23 protein-coding genes are annotated in these 22,044 nt (G+C 42.3%); 8 read left to right on the top strand and 15 right to left on the bottom strand.

The features are described from left to right. Positions 1-41 precede the first annotated feature (41 nt). Both OD355_RS13945 and OD355_RS05995 read right to left on the bottom strand, forming a co-directional pair. Positions 42-425, bottom strand: a complete 384-nt coding sequence (locus OD355_RS13945; RefSeq protein WP_032132266.1) for a DUF6660 family protein — start codon at positions 423-425, stop codon at positions 42-44. Between the two features lie 3 nt (positions 426-428). Continuing rightward, positions 429-821: a hypothetical protein gene (locus tag OD355_RS05995; protein ID WP_263037553.1), complete on the bottom strand. Its 393-nt coding sequence runs from the start codon at positions 819-821 to the stop codon at positions 429-431. Positions 822-1,142: 321 nt separating this feature from the next. Here OD355_RS05995 and OD355_RS06000 point away from each other — a divergent pair, with 321 nt between their 5' ends. The 4 genes from OD355_RS06000 (at position 1,143) to OD355_RS06015 (ending at position 3,952) form a co-directional block, all read left to right on the top strand. After that, positions 1,143-1,571: a hypothetical protein gene (locus OD355_RS06000; protein ID WP_263037554.1), complete on the top strand. Its 429-nt coding sequence runs from the start codon at positions 1,143-1,145 to the stop codon at positions 1,569-1,571. Between the two features lie 140 nt (positions 1,572-1,711). Continuing rightward, complete coding sequence (locus tag OD355_RS06005; protein ID WP_263037555.1) at positions 1,712-2,278, top strand: RNA polymerase sigma factor; 567 nt, start codon at positions 1,712-1,714, stop codon at positions 2,276-2,278. Next, positions 2,265-2,960, top strand: a complete 696-nt coding sequence (locus OD355_RS06010; protein WP_263037556.1) for a hypothetical protein — start codon at positions 2,265-2,267, stop codon at positions 2,958-2,960. The genes OD355_RS06005 and OD355_RS06010 overlap by 14 nt, the downstream gene beginning before the upstream one ends. Before the next feature lie 50 nt (positions 2,961-3,010). Continuing rightward, positions 3,011-3,952: a hypothetical protein gene (locus tag OD355_RS06015; protein ID WP_263037557.1), complete on the top strand. Its 942-nt coding sequence runs from the start codon at positions 3,011-3,013 to the stop codon at positions 3,950-3,952. Between the two features lie 52 nt (positions 3,953-4,004). Here OD355_RS06015 and OD355_RS06020 read toward each other — a convergent pair whose 3' ends face one another. Next, positions 4,005-5,171, bottom strand: coding sequence for a zinc-dependent alcohol dehydrogenase (locus tag OD355_RS06020; protein WP_263037558.1), 1,167 nt, complete (start codon positions 5,169-5,171; stop codon positions 4,005-4,007). A gap of 208 nt (positions 5,172-5,379) precedes the next feature. Between OD355_RS06020 and OD355_RS06025 the strand changes: the two genes are divergently transcribed. Then, complete coding sequence (locus OD355_RS06025; RefSeq protein WP_263037559.1) at positions 5,380-5,787, top strand: hypothetical protein; 408 nt, start codon at positions 5,380-5,382, stop codon at positions 5,785-5,787. 12 nt (positions 5,788-5,799) lie between these two features. Here OD355_RS06025 and OD355_RS06030 read toward each other — a convergent pair whose 3' ends face one another. From OD355_RS06030 to OD355_RS06045, 4 genes are all read right to left on the bottom strand, one after another. Continuing rightward, a complete protein-coding gene (locus OD355_RS06030; RefSeq protein WP_263037560.1) occupies positions 5,800-6,780 on the bottom strand; it encodes an SDR family oxidoreductase in 981 nt (326 codons plus the stop codon). Positions 6,781-7,030: 250 nt separating this feature from the next. Then, positions 7,031-9,553, bottom strand: coding sequence for a heavy metal translocating P-type ATPase (locus tag OD355_RS06035; protein ID WP_263037561.1), 2,523 nt, complete (start codon positions 9,551-9,553; stop codon positions 7,031-7,033). Between the two features lie 75 nt (positions 9,554-9,628). After that, the gene (locus OD355_RS06040; RefSeq protein ID WP_263037562.1) at positions 9,629-10,192 is read right to left on the bottom strand and encodes a helix-turn-helix domain-containing protein; all 564 of its coding nucleotides are present in this window, start codon (positions 10,190-10,192) and stop codon (positions 9,629-9,631) included. 39 nt (positions 10,193-10,231) lie between these two features. Further along, positions 10,232-10,459, bottom strand: a complete 228-nt coding sequence (locus OD355_RS06045; protein WP_263037563.1) for a hypothetical protein — start codon at positions 10,457-10,459, stop codon at positions 10,232-10,234. A 370-nt stretch (positions 10,460-10,829) separates the two neighbouring features. Here OD355_RS06045 and OD355_RS06050 point away from each other — a divergent pair, with 370 nt between their 5' ends. Continuing rightward, positions 10,830-11,327, top strand: coding sequence for a DinB family protein (locus OD355_RS06050; protein WP_263037564.1), 498 nt, complete (start codon positions 10,830-10,832; stop codon positions 11,325-11,327). Here the strand turns inward: OD355_RS06050 and OD355_RS06055 are convergent. From OD355_RS06055 to OD355_RS06075, 5 genes are all read right to left on the bottom strand, one after another. Further along, positions 11,324-12,112, bottom strand: coding sequence for an ABC transporter permease (locus OD355_RS06055; protein WP_263037565.1), 789 nt, complete (start codon positions 12,110-12,112; stop codon positions 11,324-11,326). The genes OD355_RS06050 and OD355_RS06055 overlap by 4 nt on opposite strands. After that, positions 12,109-12,741, bottom strand: coding sequence for an ABC transporter ATP-binding protein (locus tag OD355_RS06060; RefSeq protein WP_263037566.1), 633 nt, complete (start codon positions 12,739-12,741; stop codon positions 12,109-12,111). The genes OD355_RS06055 and OD355_RS06060 overlap by 4 nt, the downstream gene beginning before the upstream one ends. A gap of 38 nt (positions 12,742-12,779) precedes the next feature. Continuing rightward, positions 12,780-12,998, bottom strand: coding sequence for a CDGSH iron-sulfur domain-containing protein (locus OD355_RS06065; protein ID WP_263037567.1), 219 nt, complete (start codon positions 12,996-12,998; stop codon positions 12,780-12,782). 8 nt (positions 12,999-13,006) lie between these two features. After that, complete coding sequence (locus OD355_RS06070) at positions 13,007-14,056, bottom strand: Gfo/Idh/MocA family oxidoreductase (protein WP_263037568.1); 1,050 nt, start codon at positions 14,054-14,056, stop codon at positions 13,007-13,009. A 456-nt stretch (positions 14,057-14,512) separates the two neighbouring features. Continuing rightward, positions 14,513-16,636, bottom strand: coding sequence for an elongation factor G (locus tag OD355_RS06075; protein ID WP_263037569.1), 2,124 nt, complete (start codon positions 16,634-16,636; stop codon positions 14,513-14,515). 290 nt (positions 16,637-16,926) lie between these two features. Here OD355_RS06075 and OD355_RS06080 point away from each other — a divergent pair, with 290 nt between their 5' ends. Next, entirely contained in the window at positions 16,927-17,919 is a 993-nt protein-coding gene (locus OD355_RS06080; RefSeq protein ID WP_263037570.1) for a hypothetical protein, read from the top strand. A gap of 75 nt (positions 17,920-17,994) precedes the next feature. Here OD355_RS06080 and OD355_RS06085 read toward each other — a convergent pair whose 3' ends face one another. Together OD355_RS06085 and OD355_RS06090 are read right to left on the bottom strand one after the other, a co-directional pair. Then, positions 17,995-19,722 (bottom strand): phospho-sugar mutase, encoded by a 1,728-nt coding sequence (locus OD355_RS06085; RefSeq protein WP_263037571.1) that lies wholly within the window; start codon positions 19,720-19,722, stop codon positions 17,995-17,997. 38 nt (positions 19,723-19,760) lie between these two features. After that, entirely contained in the window at positions 19,761-20,267 is a 507-nt protein-coding gene (locus tag OD355_RS06090; RefSeq protein ID WP_263037572.1) for a phosphoribosyltransferase family protein, read from the bottom strand. Between the two features lie 109 nt (positions 20,268-20,376). Between OD355_RS06090 and OD355_RS06095 the strand changes: the two genes are divergently transcribed. After that, complete coding sequence (locus OD355_RS06095; RefSeq protein ID WP_263037573.1) at positions 20,377-21,684, top strand: (Fe-S)-binding protein; 1,308 nt, start codon at positions 20,377-20,379, stop codon at positions 21,682-21,684. Between the two features lie 131 nt (positions 21,685-21,815). Here OD355_RS06095 and OD355_RS06100 read toward each other — a convergent pair whose 3' ends face one another. Further along, a complete protein-coding gene (locus OD355_RS06100) occupies positions 21,816-22,043 on the bottom strand; it encodes a uroporphyrinogen decarboxylase (protein WP_263037574.1) in 228 nt (75 codons plus the stop codon). Between the last annotated feature and the right edge of the window lies 1 nt (position 22,044).

The raw sequence follows: 22,044 nt of genomic DNA on the forward strand, positions 1-22,044 counted from the left end.
TTGCTGTACGCAAAAAGCTATAATCATTAAAACATTAAAAATTATGCATTAATCTTTGGCGGTTGCCAAATTCCCCCCAGATAGTGGGATATAAAGGTACATTTATAATAAACTTTAGGCTTAGAAAGGTCAAAAGTCTTCGCCTTAACTAAGCTGTATACATTCCATTGAAGCACTATACCTGAAACTATTCCACAACAACCGCATAAACAAAATGGACTGCACATATCAGTTGTTTCCTGATGGTCGTGGCTTCCTTGATGGGTTAATTCTTCCGAATGGTTATGGTTTTGAAAGTTGTCCTTTTCATACATATCGGTACACGGCATTAAAAATACCGTCATCATATAAATTGCCAATATGGAGTAAAAGACTTTCATATTCTTTTGCAAAGTTAGTAAAAAAGTAATGCAATGGCATTGCATTGTTTATTGCAATCGTCTCTTTTTCTTCTTCATCCGTTTAGCAAATGTTTCTTCTTTATAATCCACGCCTTGTGCATCAGGTAAAAGGCTGAATAATCCTATATCGAAATTCTGAGAATGTTCCTCTGGGATAAACTCAAAAAGGTCTTTCGTTGGTTGGTTGTCTATTGTATTCGTTTTGGAAAGAGGGTTATCCTGTGTTTTCAGTTCGGGTTTGTTGCCGTTGTTCCACCAATCGTTAAAAACATTTGCAGACAGGTTTCTGTCTAACTGTGAACCATTCCATACACTACGGCTCTCGTGGTCAATGAAAGTTACTCCGTAAATCCGTCCGTTGTCGTTTCCATACTCACAATTCTTAATGATAAAATTAAACCTATGTGAGCTACTGAACAATATGAAAAACTATGCAGAAAGCTGAAATACAGTATTTTAAAACGATTGTTTCTAATATTTAAAAGTAACGTTTTAGTAACCTTACTTTTGCCAAACCTCGCTTTTTCCTGCTTTTTACCTCATTACCAAAAAATCACAAAACGGCTGTAAAGCCCTTATTTACAACCGTTTTGCCTGTTATTAATCTTTAATGTATTTTTACTGAAACTTTATTTTAAAATCATTACTTAAAAAATCCTCTATTTCGGGGATTGCCTGCTACTTTGTGCACCCTTATTTTTGATGCTATAATTTCATTTCTTTAATACAAAAAAATCAATTATGAAAAAACTATTTTTTTTATTTCTGTTAATCGGAAATCTGTGTTTTGCACAAACCAATGAGCAGGCAGACGCCTCCAATACTTTTGCAACCGCTTATATTTACAGACCTGGAAATTACACAGGTGCCTTAAGTGGATTCGATATTCATATAACCTATGCAGATGGTACGGAAGAAGTATTGGGAAGAGTAAAGAACAACAACAAATTTGAAGCTAAACTTACCAAAGAAGGTAAGGCTGAGATCTGGGCGAAAACTGAAAAGAAAGCATCTGTAAGTGTGAATGTGAAATTTGGTGAACGTTATTATATAAAAGCCGGTATGAAAATGGGCGTAATGCTCAACAGGCCGGAACTAACGCTTGTGTTTCCTGATCAGGGTGAAACGGATTATGCCAGCATGGGTAAAAAGAAAGAAAAAAATAAATAAACAAGCTTACCAAAAAATAATTGTAGCCGGCGTTGTCAACGCCGGCATTTTTTTTACCAAGATTAAAAAAAATTATTTTTCCCAGGCAACCAAATTACTTATTGTTGCGTCTTATAGTTATAGAAAACCGCATAAAACACTTGGACACAAATTTGCCTGGTACGGATATACGCTTATTGATTAAGGATGCCATAAAACAGCATAGTGCAGCGCAGGAAGCAATATACAACAGGTTTGCCTCCAAGATGCTCAGCGTTTGCAGGTACTATATTGCAGACATCCAATATGCTGAAGACGTGATGATCAGCGGGTTCTGTAAAGTTTTCGCCAATCTTTCAAGCTTTAAATTCGAAGGAAGCTTTGAAGGGTGGATCAGGAAGATAATGACCAGGGAAGCCATATCCTTTTTGCGCAGCCATAAGGCAATGATGTACATAGAGGATAACATGCAGGTGGAAGACAAAGAAATTATACCCGATGAATTATATGAACTGGATATAGAAGCAATACAGCTATTGATAGACAAAATGCCGGAAGGCTATAAGACCGTTTTTCTCCTGTACGTGCTGGAAGATTATTCACACAAAGAAATTGCAGCCATGCTCGGCATCTCTGAAAGCACTTCGAAGACACAATTGTTCAAAGCTAAAAAATTGCTTCAGAAAAACTTAGAAAAATTAAATCTGCAGGAAAATGTATCAAGATAACCCATATACCAACTTTAAAAATAAACTGGAAGCAAGGACCATACAGCCTTCTGGCGCCGCCTGGGGCAGGATACAGTCACAGATAAAAGCTAAACCAAAGCCACGCTCCGCACACATGAAATTCTTTTGGGCAGCAGCATCATTGCTGGCTATCATTGCCGCCTCAACACTCCTTCTCCAGAATGCACGCAACATACAAACAGCATCGCCCATAGCCTCTGCAATACAGGCCGGAGAAGGATTTCAACTAGACCCTTCACCGGTTTCCATCAGTCAGGAAGCAGAAAAAACAAATGTAGTAATAAAAGACCGGCCTATTCATGAAAAGGTTGAAAGCGTTGGCAAAACCGATCAACAACTTACGGCTTCTCAGGCCACCAATACAGCACAGCCAGCCATCCATCCGCTCCCTGAAGTGATAAATGATACGCCTGCCAGGAATCAAAAAGAAATGGTCGCATACGACAATCTCGCTGCTGCCGAAGCTGATCTGTTGCTCGCAGATGCGCAAAAAGAGCTTGCACTCAAAAAGAAAAAAAACATAGTAAAACACGCAAAAGCTACCGTATTGCTCGACGAAGTGGAAAATGATCTGCAAAAAAATAAAACCTTTAAGTCAAAAGTTTACGATGAAGTCGAAAACAGGCTCAACAAGATCAAGACTGTATTTTCAGACAGGTAGCATTTGACAGGATAAGTCACCTAATTTATTATTCTATAAAACAAAAAACTATGCAAAAGATTTGCTTTCTAACCGTATTGTTGCTTACGCTTAGCCTGCCGCATGTATTTGCCCAGAAAGATATAGTCATCCTGGAGAAAAAAAAGGAAGTCATCCGCAACGAAGAAAAAGAAAAATTAAAGAAAGAAGTATTGTCCATCAACAAGCAATACGAAGACGAAGTCATTACTTTTGAAGAGGCTGAAAAATTAAAAAAAGAAGCCGCTGCAAGGCGTGCAGAAAAAATAGAAGAGCGCATTGCCAGACTGGAAAAGGGAGATGCTTCTGAAACAGTCCGCGAAATAAAGCCTGCGCGCAGAACCGAAAGCATATTTGTATTTGCCGCCGGCATCAACAATACGCTGCAATCAGGCCGGGGTCTGAACAGCAGCGACTATAAAGTATGGGGAAGCCGTTTTGCAGAATTAGGCATTGCAGGCCAGACCAGACTGATGGAAGATAATAATTTTGCCAGGATCAATTATGGCATAAGCTTCCAGTTCAATGGGCTGAAACCTACGGACAACCGCTATTTCGTTAACAACAACAAACTTATAGAACTACAGAAATACCCAGTGGACCTTAGAAAATCAAAGCTCAATTATTACAATCTTGTATTCCCGGTACACTTTGAATTCGGGCCCTCCAGAAAGATTGAAAAAAAAGGCAGGTATGTGTATGATACAGAAAAACAATTTAAAGTGGGAATCGGCGGCTATGCAGGATTAAATATTGGTGCCAGGCAAAAATTAAAATACAATCACGAAGGGAAAATAAAAAAGGAAAAACTGAAAGGAGATTACCAGCTTAATGATTTTGTCTACGGACTCAGCGGCTACCTAGGTTTCGGTGAAACATCCTTCTATGTAAAATACGATCTGAACCCGTTATTTAAATCGCCCAACCTTCAACATAATAATATATCAGTGGGAGTACGTTTTGATTTCAAATAATCAATAAGAAACCAGCAGGCATTACTACCTGCTGGTTTTATATAAGCGCTGGCTACATCCACGGATCCAGCACTACTTTTACACAACCATCTTCTTTTTTATCAAATATCTCATAGCCTTTGGCTACGTCCTGCAAAGACAGGCGGTGCGTGATCACATCATCCAGTTTTACTTTTCCGTCTTTTACAAAATCAAACAGCTTATCAATGATTTTGTGTACAGGCGCCTGCCCGGCTTTTAGGATAATGCCTTTATCAAAGATCTGCCCCACCGGAAAATTATCGTAATGCATGGGATATACGCCCAGCACAGGCACTATGCCCCCTCTGCGCACAGCACTCAGGCAGGCTTCCAGCACTTTAGAAGAACCTTTTTCAAAATTGATTACAGATTTAGCACGGTCAATGAGGTTCCTTTCGGGCTCAAAGCCTACGGCATCAATGCAAACATCGGCGCCACGCCCGAAAGTCTTCTCACGGATCTCTGCCACGGCTTGGCTGGCGTTTTCCCACTTCACAATTTCGCATCCCGTGAGTTGCTGCACTTTATCGAGACGGTATTGCAAAGTATCGATCACTATCACCTGCCCGGCATTTTCAAGAATAGCGCTTTTAGCAGTCATAATACCTACTGGTCCTGCACCAAAGATGGCAACGCTCTGGCCGGGCTTTACTTCGCCCCACATAATACCCGTATAGCCGGTAGGAAAAATATCAGTAAGAAACAGCACCTGCTCATCGGTTAGGTTTTCAGGCACTATCCTGGGGCCGTTATTGGCGTAGGGCACCCTTACGTACTGTGCCTGCCCGCCGTCATAGCCTCCGTAAAGATCCGTGTAGCCGAATAAAGCGCCGCCTTTTTCCGTAAGGAGCCCGCCTTCAGGTCCGTAGTTTTCCGGGTTGCTGTGTTCACATGCCGTTGGCAGCTCGTTTCTGCAGAAGAAGCAACTGCCGCAGGCTACCGGAAACGGCACCACTACCCTGTCGCCTTTCTGTAATCTGGTTACGCCCTTGCCCACTTCTTCTACAACACCCATGAACTCGTGGCCCATTACCATTGGACGTGGTTGTGGTATGCCGCCTGAATACATGTGTAGGTCGCTACCACAGATAGCAGTAGCAGTCACTTTTAAAATAACGTCGTCATCTTTTTGCAATCTTGGGTCATCTACATTGTCGCAGGTAATCGTGCCTGGTTTGTGAAATACTGCTGCCTTCATAATAATTATTTTTGGTTAATAGTCTGGTATCACAAATCATGCCCCTTATAGCTGCACATTCTCCTTTTTACTGTAAGTAAGTAATGACAAGCATTCTGCAACATAGCCATAAATTGGATTGATTATTGTAGATATTTGAAAAAGATAGAAATAATTCCAGCATGCCTTTACCCAATGCGGGTAAGGATAACCATACAAACATTAAAAAATGAAAAAACTTATTGCCGGTTTCGGAGGCGCCATAGCCCTGAATATTTTACATGAAGTGATCCGTAAAAATTTTGATAATGTACCCCACATCAACGAAGTAGGCGAAGAAGCTTTACGCAAAGGGCTTGACAAGGCAGCTATCCCTCAGCCTGATGAAGACACGGGCTATCTTGCAACCTTAGCCGGAGATATCCTCTCCAACGGTGTCTATTACGCCGTTACGGCAACCAATCACACTGGCCTGTCAGGGCTGCTCGCAGGTGCGGGCGCTGTATACCTGCCTAAACAAATGGGACTGAATGAAGCGCCGGTAGCATCTACAGATAAAAAGAAATTGATGACAGTAGGATATTATCTTTTTGGCGCCATTGTTACCAAGTATATCTACAATAAGCTTAAAAAATAAAGATAATACTGTTTATCTTTTCTCTTTCTGAGTGCTGCGCGATAAAATAATCAACGCTGCAATGCCCAGTGCAGCAATGGCTGTGTACCTGGCTACCTTTTCAGGATGCCGTACCAACACCCTGCCGTGCACTTTCATCGGCCCTTTGGATGCTTCTAAAACATTACCTTCCGAAACAGGCGCTTTGTTGGCAAACTTCATTGCCAGACGCATGGCATAAGCCGAAGTAGCTCTTACCAGGCCGGGGAAGAAATCATACATTTTTTTAAAGATGTAAGATGCCGCATCCGGATAAGTTGATTGCACAGGATATTTTGCAACCTTAACCATAGACATAGCCAGACGGCGGGGATCAAATGCCGGCGGCGGCGTGCTAAGTTTGATACCTGAATAATTGCCCGCATGCTGTATGCCCGCCGATTTCTGAAAACCGGGATATAAAGCACATATATGAATATCAGGATATTCAGATACCTCGGCCTGTAAACCCTCCACCAGTCCGCGGACACCATACTTTGAAGCAGTATAGGCTGTACCATAAGGTGCAGGCATCCAGCCGCCAATGGAGATATTATTTATCAATATGCCACTGCGCTGCTCTTTAAATACCGGCAATACAGAATGTGCACTGTGTACATAGCCCAGCAGGTTTGTTTTAATGATTTGGTCGGTAACGTCTGCGGGGATCTCATCAAACTTGCCAAACGCAAGTACGCCTGCATTATTTACCCATACATCTATGCTGCCGCCAAAGTCAATAGCTTTCTGAACCAGTTTATCCACTTCTTCTATTTTGGAAACATCAGTCTGTACCGCTATGGCTTTTGCACCCAGCCGTTCACAGGTTTCAACAGTTTCTGCCAGCGCTTCTTTCCCTCTTGCTGCCAATACCAGCTTGGCACCTTCCTGGGCAAAAGCTTCAGCAGCAGCACGGCCAACACCGCTTGATGCACCTGTAATTACAATAGTTTTGTTACGTAAAGATGTATGCATAATTTTTGATTTTAATTTTAAAACCTGCGCAGCCAATATATTTAATGCACGACCTTCTGATGCTGCTGTTGTAAATATACAACAGATTTAAACCCTACATGGCGAATCCTGTATAAAAACTTTTCTGGCATTATCAGCAGTAATGCTATAATTATGTCATCGCGGGAGACAACTATCTGTTTTATAGTAGTAAACCTTTTATAGTAGTAAACCAGATAACTGCTACAACATATGCCAGGTTTCGGAAGCATTATTTCCCGTTGATATTTAAATCAACATTATTAAGCCGCAGAGAATTTAAAATCACGGAAACAGAACTAAAACTCATGGCAGCCGCTGCTATCATCGGGCTTAATAAAATACCAAAGAAAGGATACAGCAAACCTGCCGCAAGCGGTATGCCCAGTGTGTTGTAGACAAATGCAAAGAACAGGTTCTGCTTAATATTCTTCAGCAACCGCTCGCTGAGTATTTTTGCTTTTACCACACCAAGGATGTCTCCGCGCAGCAAAGTAATTTCAGCATTTTCAATAGCCACATCCGTACCCGTGCCCATGGCAATACCCACATCGGATTGCGCAAGTGCAGGTGCATCATTGATGCCGTCACCGGCCATTGCTACTACCTTACCATCGCTTTGCAGGTTCTTTATTTCCTGCATTTTGTCCTGCGGCAATGCACCGGCCTTGTAATGTTTTATGCCAAGCTCTCCGGCAACGGCACGGGCAGTATGTTCATTATCGCCGGTGATCATCATTACATCTATGTGATGCTTCTGCAGGTATGCTACTGCCTGGCTCGCTGTGGGTTTTATTCTATCTGAGAAGGCCAAAAAGCCAAGAACTTTATTCCCTTTAGCCAGATAAGAAATCGTTTTTGCTGCATTGCGGCTTTGTACAACTTTTTCATGTAGTACATCCGGAATAGGAATATCAAACTGCTGCATTAAGGCTTCATTACCCAGCAATACCTGCTGTCCTTCAATATTTGCCACGATGCCTTTGCCGGAAATGTTTTCGAAATGCTGGGTTTTCAGGAATGGGCGGTTTTGGGCTTTATATTTTACTACAACCGCGCCTGAAAGCGGATGTTCAGAGTTCTGGTTCAGAGAGGCAGCCAACTGTAACATCTCTTCCGTGTCAGCATTTTCATAAGGCTCAATACTGTCCAGGCCGGGCTTTCCTTCAGTGAGGGTACCGGTTTTATCGGTGATGAGCACATTTACCTTGTGCATTTCTTCCAAAGCTTCTGCATTTTTGATAAGTATACCATTTTTTGCGCCCTTACCAATGCCCACCATCAAACTCACAGGTGTGGCTAAGCCCAAAGCACAGGGACAGGCCACAATCAGCACCGCAACAGCATTTATAAAAGCATATGTGAGCCGGTTCTCGCCTCCAAACAGGTACCAGGCGATGAAGGTAACAACCGAAACAGCAATAACCGCAGGCACAAAGATCCTGGCAATCTTATCGGCCAGTTTCTGAATGGGCGCTTTACTGCGGCTGGCATCATTCACCATTTTTATGATTTGCGCAAGTAATGTATCCTGTCCAACTTTCTCAGCGATCATTAAGAAGGTACCGTTGCCGTTGATGGTGCCGGAAGTAACCGGGTCTCCTTTACCTTTTTCTGCAGGCAATGGCTCTCCCGTGATCATACTTTCATCCACCGAAGAGTTCCCTTCCGTGATCTTACCGTCCACGGGAATTTTTTCACCGGGTTTTACGCGTAAAACATCACCGGCCTTCACCTCAGCAAGCGCCACTTTCTTTTCGCTGCCGTTCACAATTAAATTCGCAGTGTCCGGGGAAAGATTCATCAGTTCTTTGATAGCATTGCCCGTTTTCATGTGTGCTTTGGCTTCGAGCATTTGCCCCAAGATCACCAGCGTTAAAATCACGCAGACGGCTTCAAAATACAAAGCTGTTGCACCCCCGTGAGACATCTCATGCGGCAAAATATGAGGAAAGAATAAAGCAACAATACTGAATATAAAGGCTGCCGCCACACCTAAGGCGATGAGGCTGAACATGTTTAAATTGCGTGTTTTAAAAGATGTCCAACCCCGCTTCATAACAAACCAACCGGCATAAAACAACACCGGCAACGTCAATAGCAGTTCCAGCGCCCCCTGTACCCGGTGCGAAAAGGGCCAGCTGACAAACATACTACCCATCGACAAAATGAATACAGGAACCGTGAAGGCCAAAGCCAGCCAGAATTTATTTTTTAATTTAAGATAGGTGGCATTTTCACCGCTCTGTTCTTTAGCAACCAACGGAACGAGGTCCATACCGCAGAGCGGGCAGCTTCCCGGCTTATCGCTGACTACTTCAGGGTGCATTGAGCAGGTGTATTGTACGGCAGTCCTGAAGGGTATTTGTACTAAGTCCATGCCGCAAACAGGACAGCCTGTATTGCTGTCGTACACCTTATCTCCTTCGCAATACATAGGACAATAATATTTCCCTGCATGCTTTTCCATAAAACCTCCCGAAAGCTTTGGCTGATCGTGTTCCGGGAGGTTGTGCCTGTGCTGTTCGTGGTAAGCCTTACCGTCAAAATCTTCTGTCTTGATAAAATAATTTCCTTTAGCAGAAAGCGCATCCTGCAATTGTTGTACTGTGATAGGTTTATCGGATGTGATGCGCGCTTCCCCGGGCTTTAGGGCCACTTCAGCCTGTACACCATTCACCGTATTAAGCGCCTGCTCCACATTTCTGCGGCATCCATCGCAGGTCATTCCTTCTACTTTGTATGTATATTGCATTGAAATAGTTTTGATATTGCAAAGTTGCATTATTTGCAAAGCAAACGGTTATACTATTTTGAAAAATAGTTATACTTATTTTACCTTGTCAAGCGGTTTTCTATCGTTCCTTTTCAACGATTTGAGTTGTGTGGGTGTAAGGCCGGTGACTTTTTTAAACTGTGCCGATAAATGTTGCACGCTGCTGTAACCCAGCATCCATGCTATTTCCGAAAGGTTGCGTTCTCCGTACATCAACAGTTCTTTTACTTTTTCTATTTTTTGTAAAATAAAAAACTGTTCAATTGTGATGCCTTCTACTTCTGAAAATAACCTGGAGATGTAGGAATAATCTTTGTGCAACAGTTGTGTAAAATAATCTGTAAGGCTGAAGTGTTCAGCGATATCGCCCGATTGAATCAGCGTGATCAGTGAAGTCTTGATTTTTTCTATAAGTTTTGTGTGCTGGTTGCCGAGTATTTCAAAGCCTATGTTTTTCAATTTGGCATCCAGTTGTTGTAACTGTTTAGAGGTAAGCTTTTGCGGCAGTTTTACTTCCCCGAGCTCTATGTGTACTGGTTGAATATTTAACCCGGCAAATACTTCTCTAACCGCCATTATGCAACGGCTGCAAACCATATTTTTAATATACAGGTTCATTATAAGGCGAAGGTAATATTAAGCGCCAATATGCCAAACTTACAACAATTCAATGTATCCGAGCTTTACAAGGTCTTCAACAAAGATATCTATGCTGTCGGTGCGTATATAGTGCCCGTTGAAAAGCTCTTTTCGCTTTGCATAAGCCTGCATGTAATCTTCATTAGTTTCAAGCTGTTCGCTATCGTGTGTGCGCAGCCAGTTGATTAATGCAGTATTATTCTTTACAGATATAATTTTCTCCCTGCTTTTAATCTTTATTTTCATTCTTATATGTTTTGTTTGCCGTAAGACGGCCGGTTGTCCTATAGGATTAACCCAGATGTCCGGGGGTTATCTCATGTTCAACTGTTGGTTTTTCAGTTAGTCAAAAAAAATCACCAAAAACGATGAATGATACTATCGCCGGGTGTATGTAAATTTTTATTCTTCATTATTAAAAATAAAAAATCAGGCAGTTATGTCTTACAAAGATAATGATATCTGTTAATGGTGAAATAGTTTCTGTATTAAATATAAATTATGATTTGTGCCTGGAAGATATGATGTGATTAGCCTGTGGTTATAAAGACGGTAAAAATAATATTTATTATTATAATTAAAAAACCTAATTTTATGCTTATAAAAAACTGTAATCATGGAAATCCTAAACGAATTAAAGCATGAGTTGGAATATGAATACAAAGTGACCCGGAAGTTTTTTGAAAGATTCCCGGATGGGAAAAATGATTATAAGCCTCATGAGAAGAGCACCGGACTTCTACACCTGGCTATCCACATCACTGAAATCTTTAGCTGGCCTAAAGTGATACTGGAAACAGATAACCTTGATTTCGGTGCAAATGGTTACCAGCCTTTGGCGCTAAATACGAAGGAAGGACTTGTAAATGCACTGGAGGAGAATTACCATGCCGGGAAGACGGCTTTGGAAAGCGCAACTACAGAGGCGCTTGACGGCAACTGGTCAATATCTAATGCAGATACTGTGCTTGCAGCATGGTCAAAGTATGGCGCTATCCGCCATGCATTAAACCAGATTACGCACCATCGGGCACAATTGGGTATTTATTACAGGCTGCTGAATATACCTCTTCCTGCAAGTTATGGCCCCAGCGCGGATGAGCAAAGCTTTTAATGCAGTATCTTTTTTGCCGGCATATCCATATCATCAAATACAAAACTGTTGGAAACGGCTATGGACAGAACGGTTGTGATCAGCGAAGAAACCAGTATGGTGATCATGATCATGGTCTGGTATTTGATGGCAACAGCCGGATCACTGCCGCCAAGTATCTGACCAGTCATCATACCCGGTAATGATATAAGCCCCACAACAGAAGTGGTGGCTATGGTAGGATTGAGCGACTTCCGCAAAGCCTCTGCTATAAACGGCCTGAGCGCTTCACCGCGTGCAGCGCCGTTGGCCAGCGCAAAACGGTACTGTGCCTGTGCCCTGTCAAGGCTTTTGTAAAAAGTGTTCAGAGCAATAATGATGTTAGACATACAATTTCCGATCAGCATGCCGGTAATGGGAATAAAATACCTGGCATCGAATAAATAGTCAAGCTTTAGCACCACGCCCAGAAAATACATATCAATCGCAAACACACTTAACAGCATAGCAGCCAATATCGGCAGTAAAAATAATTTCCAGCTAAGGCCGCTTCTGCTGATGGCTGTAAGGGATGCAATAACAATCATAATTAGCACCCAACCGATATTTATCCAGTGGCTGTTGAGGTCAAAGATGTACTGAAGATAGAGCCCCACCAGGTACAACTGAATGCTCATGCGTAATACAGCGATCAGCGTGGAGCGTATCATGCCTGTTTGATAGTAACGGAATACCAAAATAGGTATAAGCAGTAAAAGATAACCAGTCGCCAGGTCCATCCAGCTTATGTCCTGAACGCCGTTCATGTGTGTTGTATTTTTTTAAGGTTAATGATGCGGTCCATATTTTCTACCCATAACCTGTCGTGCGATGTGCTCAGGACTGTAAGCTCTGTGTGTGTAAAAATCAATGCCAGCAAGGCTTTTACAGATTCGGCATCCAGTGCAGATGTAGGTTCATCCAACAACAAAACAGGTTTTTTCAACAGCAGCATAGAAGCTAACAATATGCGTTGTTTCTGTCCGCCTGAAATTTCATTGGTGTTCTTTTTCAGGATACCGGGAGGAAGCAATAGGGCCTGCAACGTACTATTCATCTCGCTTTCAGCGGGTATAAGCTGCTGGTTGGCTGTGTAGGTAAATGGCAGGTAAGCAAGCTGCTTGTTATTTTTTACATTAAAGGATATATCCTGCGGCAGCCATGCAATCTGCTTCCTTATTTCGCGTATATGCTCCGCATCAACGGTGTGGCCGTTTACTGATATGTTTCCCGAAGCAGGTTTTACAAACCCCATGATTGCATGCAGTAAGGTAGATTTGCCGGCTCCTGACGGCCCGGCCAGCACTGCTTTCTCACCTTTGGCTATGTGCATAGAAAAATCTTTAAACACCGTTTCTCTTCCATAGCTTACAGACACAGCATCAAATACAATCATGAACACATCAATTTAATTCCCGCATTTTTCAGTTCTGCTTAACTTTTTGGTGGTAGCGCAAAGGCTTTTGCATCATGCTCAAAATGCCCTTTATGAGAGCCGTCACAGAAGGGTTTGTTTTGCGATTTGCCGCAACGGCAAAGCGACACAACAGTTCTGCCGCCCAGGTCATACAGGTTTCCTTCTTTGTCCACGATTTCAAAGTCTCCTTCTACGCGAAGCGAGCCGTTGCTCAAAACAGTAATTTTAGTTGCCATTGGTTTTTTTATATGGTAATGAGTTTTTGTTCTTTATTGCTCTGCAATGCCGCATCAATGATGCGCATGGTTAAAACGGCATCCGCTGCCGGAACCGGGTTGGGTGCGCCGTTTACTATGGCATTGTACACATCTTCGTAATAGTTCATATAATTTCCCGGGATAGTTCTGCCGGCGCGACGTACTGTTTCGCCGTTTATCGTAGCATGCAACATGTTGTCGGTTTCCTGCGGTGTTTCTATCCACTGGTCCAGCGAAGGTATAACATCTTTGAGTAATTGCTGTTCCTGTAGGTCTGAACGGTGTTGAAGGAAGCTTCCGTTTTCACCATGCAAAATATATGAATAATATGTCTCCCGGGCAAATACGGTACCCTTAATACGTACGCGTAGTGGCTTGGAATAATAAAGCAGCAATTCAAAATAATCGTTGGCTTCCACGTCTTTTCTCATGGCAAATACATCTGCAAATACCGCTTGCGGAAAACCAAAAAGCTGGATAGCCTGGTCTATGAGATGTGAACCAAGATCGTGCAGGCCCCCGGCGCCCGGTAATGTACCTTCCTTATGCGCTTTGCCTGAATGACCGGGACGGTAACGGTCGAAGCGGAGCTCGGCTTCTTTTAATTCACCTAAAAGCTGGTGATCAACAATTTCCTTCAGTGCCAGGAAATCGCCATCGTATCGGCGGTTTTGATAAACACTCAGGAACAAACTTTTTTCAGCAGCCAGTGCGCCAAGTGCGGATGCTTCTTCCGCATTGACGGTGAAAGGTTTTTCAACAATTACTTTTTTACCGGCGTTCAGGGCTGCCTTTGCGTATTCGAAATGTGTTTGTACCGGCGTGTTCACAACTACCAGTTCAATATCATCATCACATAGCATCTCCTCAAACGAACGGTACAACCGTGATTTCGGATACTTCTCCCGCGATTCATTTTTATGCCTTTCTACAATCGCTGTTAACTGATAGTGTGGATTGGCCTCAATGAAAGGGGCATGGAAAAGTTTACCACTCATACCATAAGACGCAATGCCCGTATTGATTACTCTGCTCATAGCTATTTTTTGAGCGATAAAGATAGAAAATTAACGGCTGATGCGCGCGTGCTGAGATAAGGAGATAAGTAAAATTAAAAATTACAATACTAACTTCTCTGCCTATGCAAAAGACAATAAATATCTAATTACAACGGTTGGCGGTACTATGGAAGAATTGAAAGCAAATTTATGAGCTGCTGTAAATTCATACTTTGAAATGAACAATGAACCGGCAGTACAATTGATAATATAAATATTCAAATAGATCTGCCACGGTTTTTTTGATTTCTACAAGGAAATTGAATTTGCGTGATTAGCGCGTTTAGTTTATTTTCCTGTATTGACTTACAAAATAAGTAACAGGAAATATCATATAATTTGATCATCCAATCCTTCTTCATGAAAGGTAGTCAGGCTCAGCGCTTTCCTCTTATCAAACTGCCGGCTCACACCGGCAGTTTTAGAATTAAAGTATTAAGCTTCCTGCAATTCCTGTTTGTGTTTTTTCATGATTTCTTCCTGTACGTTGGACGCTACAGGTGTGAAGCCATCAAACCTGGAAGTGAAGGTGGCTCTACCCTGCGTAAGCGAGCGCAGGCTGCTGGAAAAGCCTGTAAGGTTGGCTTGCGGCACTTTGGCTGTGATCTTTTGGTATTTACCCAGCGCATCCATTCCCATGATCATGCCTTTGCGGGTTTGCAACTCACTCATTACATCGCCGGATAAAGCTTCTGGAACCGTGATCTCAAGCTGGTCTACAGGCTCCATGAGTTTGGGTTGTGCATCTAAAATGCCATCGCTGAAAGCGCGTGCTCCTGCTATTTTAAAGGAAATATCATTGGAGTCTACGGGATGCATTTTACCGTCGTACAACATTACCCGCACATCACGCACATAGGATCCGCTGATAGGCCCGTTGGCCATAGATTCCATTATACCTTTCAGCACAGAAGGCACATACCGTGCATCAATTACTCCACCTACGATACAATTGTAAAATACCAGCTTTCCGCCCCATTCCAGGTCAATCTCTTCCTTGCCCCGCAGGCTGAAACCTTCGGGCTCAGGCATACCTTCATAATAAGGTTCTACCTTCATGTGTACTTCTGCGAACTGCCCGGCGCCGCCTGACTGTTTTTTATGCCGGTAAGAAGTATTAGCTGATTTCTGGATAGTTTCGCGGTAGGCAACTTTCAGATCTTCGAACCGTACTTCCATGCCGTACTCTTTCAGCAGGTATTCAAATACGGACAAATGCAGGTCGCCCTGGCAAGCAAGCACCCACTGATTTAATTCCTTAGAGAAGGATACTTCAAATGTAGGATCCTGGGAAGTAATCTTTCGCATTACCTCGCTAAGCTTATCTTCCACGGCTTTGTTTGCAGCGTAAATTGCTTTTTTCATTTTAGCCTGCGGATAATCCATTGGTATGATCTGTACATCAAAATCCGGTGCGTGCAGCGTGGTATTGGTTTCCACATCGCGCAGCTTGATGACAGCGCCTATATCGCCTGCCACCAGTTGATCTACATTGTTTCGTTTAGCGCCGTCTATGATGAATAAGTTATTGATATTTTCTTCCTTGCGTGTATTAAAATCCGTAACGGTAATGCCTGCTTTTAACTTGCCCGTCATGATCTTTACAAAATTTATCTTCCCGAGATTGGGTTCATACTGCGTTTTAAACACATAGGCAGATACAGGTAAAGATTCGTCGTAGCTGATTTCTTTTCCGTTAGCTGTTGAGAACGGCGGCTTATCAACTGCAGATGGCGCCACATTGTCTATAAAGCCCATCAGGCGGCCACTGCCCATATTCTTCTCGGCAGACAGGCAGAACAGGGGATAGAAAGAGTTGTTCATCATGCCTATCTTAATACCCTGTTTCAGTTCGTCTTCTGTAAGCGTACCTTTATCAAAAAAAACTTCCATCAGTGTTTCTTCATTCTCGGCAGCTTTTTCTACCAGCTCATTTAAAAGTGTGTTTACTTTTTCCTGCTCCTCTTCGGGTATCGATTTTTTATCCGGTTTGCCTCCTTCGTCTTTAAACACATACATTTTCATGGTAAGCACATCTATGATCGCGCGGCTTCCCTGGTACATAATGGGGTATTGTATTTGCACCACATTACTTCCATATGATTCTTTGATACTCTGTAAGGCTCTGTCGTAATCGGCCAGTTCGTGGTCTACCTGGTTGATGGCAAAAATCGTGGGCTTGCGATAGCGGTTGATGTAGTTCCAGATCACCTCTGTACCTGACTCTACGCCGTGTTGGGCGCTTACTACCATTACGATGGTGTCTGCAGCCTTTACGCCGGCAATGATCTCACCTATGAAATCGTCCAGGCCGGGCGTATCGAAAATATTGATCTTATAATTTCTCCATTCGGTATGCAAAGGTGTGGTAAAGATGCTCATTTGCTTTTCCTTTTCTATCTTATGATAGTCGGATACAGTATTGCCCTCGCCGGTACTACCTCTGCGGTTTATAAGTCCTGCTTCAAAAAGCATACATTCTGTGAGCGTTGTTTTACCAACGCCATGCGCCCCCACGAATGCCACATTTTTAATGTGTTTCTGATCAAAGTTCTGCATATGAAAATGTTTTTAAATGAAAAAAAATAAAGTGGTATAAAGTTAATAACAAATCAATGTAAGTTTTATGTTTTATATCATGTTTTTATGTAATAGAAATTGGATTAACATTTAAAATGATTTATTAATTTTATAAATCAGTTCACGTGGGAATTCAATAAAATTTTCGAAATAATTTCACTACAAACATTTTTACAATGAAATAGCCATAAGAATGCTGCATACCCACTGTTGATGAATAAAGGCTATTCCATGTGGCAACTGAAAAACAAATAAATATATATACACTCATGAAAAAAATTATTTTAAGCCTACTGCTATCTGCCGTAATCTACGGCGCCATAGCACAGGCTACCCAGGAATATAGATTAGACACTACAGCAACACCTGTGTCAAACAGTTATTACAGCCATCTCACCGTAATTGATGGAAGAATGAATCCGGCCCTGGGATATATACAGACAGGCGCATTCAATACATACAGAATACTCACAGAAAATATTTCATTAAAAGAACAAATGACAGAACTGTTCCTGAAAACAATTGATAACACTGCAAAGGATGGAAACCTGATCCTGTACCTGCGCAACTTTAGTTTTGCAGAAATAACAAAAGCAACTTCGGAAAAAGGTTATTTTTCTTTTGCTGCTGACCTCTACGGAAGCATTGGAACCGGTTATGTACTGATTGAAAAAATGGATACTGTGGTGGTAGTAAAAGGACTTGATGTAACCAAAAAAATGCTGGCCGAATCCAGTAATTTTTATAAACATTTTATTGCTTCAGCACTTAGCAAACTGCCCGCGGGCAGTGAAATTCTTTCTACTGAAGATATAGCAAATACGGTAACAAGGGAAAAAAGAAAATTACCCCTGTACAATGTAGATACATTCACCAATGGTATATATTATAGTTATGAAACATTCAAACATCAACAACCCGACTATACTAATTTTGAACTGAAATATGCTGGTGACATGCCTATGCGCATTTCAGATAAAACGACCAACAAAAAAATAACCAATACCAAAAATATATATGCTATTGTTGACAATAACCGTATCTTCTTAAATACAGTCAAAGGTTTCGTACCGGCATCGAAAGTAAATGATGACATTGTGTTTAAAGGATATGTAAATGTAAATGCTGATCAGAAAGATGCGCTTGTAACCAGCATAATGTTCGGAGCCATTGGGGCCATAATAGCCTCATCCAATAATGTAGAATTGCACGATCTTATGCTTGACTACAATACCGGAAAATTTATCAGCGCAAAAAAATAAATCATATCCATTGCTACAAAAATAAAATAGCCGCAACCCGGAAGCTGCGGCTATTCTGTCTACCACTGTATATAATTATTTCAGGTTCATATCCTCGATAATGGTGTCTATCTTCCTGTTAAGCTCAGCATGCTTTTCATCAAACTGTTCCTTTGAAGGAAGCGTTGTTTTTACACTGAAATAAAATTTTATCTTCGGCTCGGTTCCTGAAGGGCGGGCAGAGATCTTTGCCCCGTCTTCCGTGATAAACTGTAGTACATTACTCTTTGGCAATTCTATTTTCCAGCTTTCGCCCGTAGCCGGGTTCCTGCCCTCGCCTCTTTCATAATCCAGCAACTGCACTACCTTAGAGCCTGCAATTTCCGCAGGCGGATTGTTGCGGTAAGATTCCATCATGTCTGCGATCTGTTTCTGGCCGTCAAGCCCTTTTTTGGTAAGGCTTATCAGTTTCTCATAATAAAAACCGTACTGCACATACAGGTCTATGAGTTTATCGTACAACGAATTTCCTTTGTCTTTTTCTACGGCTGCCATTTCGCAGAGGAAAGCAACAGCAGACACAGCATCCTTATCCCTGATCTGGTCGCCTATCATTAAGCCAAAGCTTTCCTCACCACCAATAATGTAATGTTCTTTGCCCTCCTTTTCCTTGATCATAGAAGCTATCCATTTAAAGCCTGTAAGTACGTTGTAACACGCTACATCATTAGCTTTGGCGATATCGTCTATCATGTTTGTAGTAACAATGGTTTTAATTACCATATCGTTTGGCCGGGCTATAGCCTTTGCTTTACGCGCTTCTATCATGTAGGCACAGGCAAGCACAGCGGTTTGATTACCGTTCATTAAAACCCATTCGCCTTTGTGATTTTTAATGGCAATGCCTACCCTGTCTGCATCCGGGTCGGTACCCAGCAAAATATCGGCATCCATTTCCCTGGCCTTTTGCAAACCAATGCTCATGGCTTCGGCCTCTTCAGGGTTCGGGTATACTACAGTAGGGAAATTACCATCGGGCACAGACTGCTCTTCCACAATAGTTACATTCCTGAAGCCAAATGCTTCCAATGCTCTTGGCACCAGCGTGATGCCGCTTCCGTGGATTGGTGTATAAACAATTGTAAGATCTTTTTGCTTTTCGATTATTTCAGGATATACACTCAGGCTTTTGAGCATATTGATGTATGCATCGTCTAAATCTTTTCCTATCAGCGAGATGTTTGCTTCTCCCCCGCTCCATTTAACATCATCGGTAGACTGTATTTGCTCTACTTCCTTGATCACGTTCACGTCATGAGGGCCTACAAGCTGTGCGCCGTCGTCCCAGTAAGCTTTATAACCATTGTATTCTTTAGGATTATGAGATGCAGTACAAACTACGCCTGCCTGGCATCCGAGATGGCGGATAGCGAAAGACAATTCCGGCGTTGGCCTTAATTCTTCAAATAAAAAAACCTTGATGCCGTTGGCTGCGAAAACATTGGCCGTAGTCTCGGCAAAGAAACGGCTGTTGTTTCTGCAATCGTGTGCTATAGCCACTTTCACTTCCTTATCGCCATAAGTTTTCCTGAGGTAATTAGCAAATCCCTGGGTAGCCATACCTACCGTATATTTATTCATACGGTTGGTGCCGGGGCCCATGATGCCTCTCAATCCGCCGGTACCAAACTCAAGGTTTTTGTAAAAAGCTTCTGTCAGTGCATTTGTGTCTTCCTGCTGCAGCCGAAGTATTTCATCTTTGGTTTCACGGTCAAAATTGCCATTCAGCCAATTGTCTACCCTGGCTTGTATTTGTGCATCCATGTGTAAATATTTTAGATTTTTTTTAGTTTGATTGAATCTTATAACCTGTCTACATAAGCCCCTGTAACCTCCTGGCCTTCTATCACTACCACAATATTTTCATTACCCGGTGTTGCTACAGACATGCCTACATAGTCCGGCTTTACCGGAAAATGCCTGTGCATTCTTTCAATGACCACCAATGTCTGTATGCGCTTGGGAATGAATGACAGCAAGGGTTTCACGGCATACAACAAAGTTCTTCCTGAATTGGTAACGTCGTCTACCACGATGATATTTTTGTCCGTAGCGTCTATATCTTTACTGAAAGTAACTTCTTTTGGCGCACGCTTATTTAGCTGTACCGTCAGTATTTCTATTGTGCCGGAAATATATTTTTGTAAATAAGCATGTAATTTTTCTGCAATGATGGTGCCTGCATGGGCTACTCCGATCAACACCACAGGAGCATTATCACCTTTAAGTCTTTCCGCGATCTGCAGGGCCATGCGCTCCAACTTATGATTGGCTTCCTCGCGGCTGAGAATAAAATTTTCCTTGATCATCTATCCTTTTTTAATGCAGAACAAATTTACAATAAAGATAATTGATAACGATTAATATTTATTGGTTAATAAAAGTTAATTTAGCGTGCAAAATATTTGCTTTTTGTACATGATCTCACAAGTAATATTCATACTGGTTACGGCGGTTGCTGTTTTTTTATTTGTAAAAAAATGGAAGGAAATTTACAGGAACATCCATCTGGGCAGGAAAGAAAAAATCAAAGGTAATGGTGCACAGAGATGGCGGAATGTGTTGCTACTGGCGTTTGGCCAGAAGAAGATGTTTAAAAAGCCAACCGTAGGCCTCCTGCACTTTGTAGTATATGCCGGTTTCATCATTGTAAACATTGAGCTGCTGGAAATAATACTGGACGGGGCATTGGGCACGCACAGGCTGTTTGCACAAGCCGGATATTTGTATACATTGCTGATAAATGCTTTTGAAATGCTTGCCTTGCTGGTGATAGTTGCCTGTGCCCTGTTCCTGGTGAGGAGAAATATTTTACGGGTAAAAAGACTTGCATCTTCAGAACTGGATGGCTGGCCAAAAACCGATGCCAACCTGATCCTGGTTACAGAGATATTACTGATGTCTGCTTTCCTGAAAATGAATGCTGCCGACACTTTGCTGCAAGCGCGCGGCGTGCCCGGATATGCAGAAGTGCATTCAGGCAGTTTCCTGGTTTCGCAATGGCTGCATCCTGTATTGAGCGCATTCAGCAATGCAACACTTATGTTTACCGAGCGCTTTTGCTGGTGGTTTCATATAACCGGTATTTATGCTTTTGCTATCTACCTGGCTTATTCCAAGCACCTGCATATTATACTTGCTTTCCCCAATGCATATTATGCAAGGCTGCATCCACAGGGGGAAATGAAAAACATGCCCGAAATACAGCAGGAAGTTCTGTACGCCATGGAACCCTATAGAGTTCCAGCAGACGCTGAAACCACCGGGAACAAAGCATTTGGAGCAAAAGATATTTTTGACCTGAGCTGGAAAAATCTATTAGACGCTTATAGCTGTACAGAATGCGGCAGATGTACTGCGGTATGCCCAGCAAGCATTACGGGTAAAAAATTAAGCCCGAGGCTGATCATGATGAAAACGCGTGACCGTGCGGAAGAAGTGGGAAGAAATATCAATCACAACAAAAACTTTACACAGGATAACAGAAGCCTGCTGCACGATTATATAACTGAAGAAGAGTTACTTGCCTGCACCACCTGCAGCGCTTGCGTGGAAGCATGCCCTGTGAGCATTGAGCCTCTTGACATCATAGTGCAATTGCGCCGCTACCTGATTATGGAAGAAAGCAAAGCGCCTGTTGAATGGAATGCTATGAATACCAATATTGAAAATAATTTTGCGCCCTGGCAGTTCTCACCCGAGGACAGGGATGCGTGGGTAGGTTAACTTAATCTGCAGCTTCCTGCTTACTATAAGTATATTATATTGTTCTTTTTGCGTAAACATTTGGGGACTCTTTGCATGAAATAAATATTGTTCTTTCGCCATTGCCGGAACCATCCATACAGTATATAAAGCTATTCAGATAGCTTTTTGGTCCGCCTCAACAAATGATATAACTGCACCAAACCTACCAGGCCGTTAGAAATGATCACAGGCCAGAGCACTCCCAGCAATATCCCGTAAATAACAAAGAATATACAAGCCACGAGATTAATGATCCTGATGCTTGTAACCTGTTTGGGTATAAAAGATATAACCAAAAGCGTCATAGCTATGTACCCGGTGAGCTCAGCGTAATTCATA

It is taken from the genome of Haoranjiania flava, from assembly GCF_025631005.1.
Classification (GTDB): Bacteria; Bacteroidota; Bacteroidia; order Chitinophagales; family Chitinophagaceae; genus Haoranjiania; species Haoranjiania flava.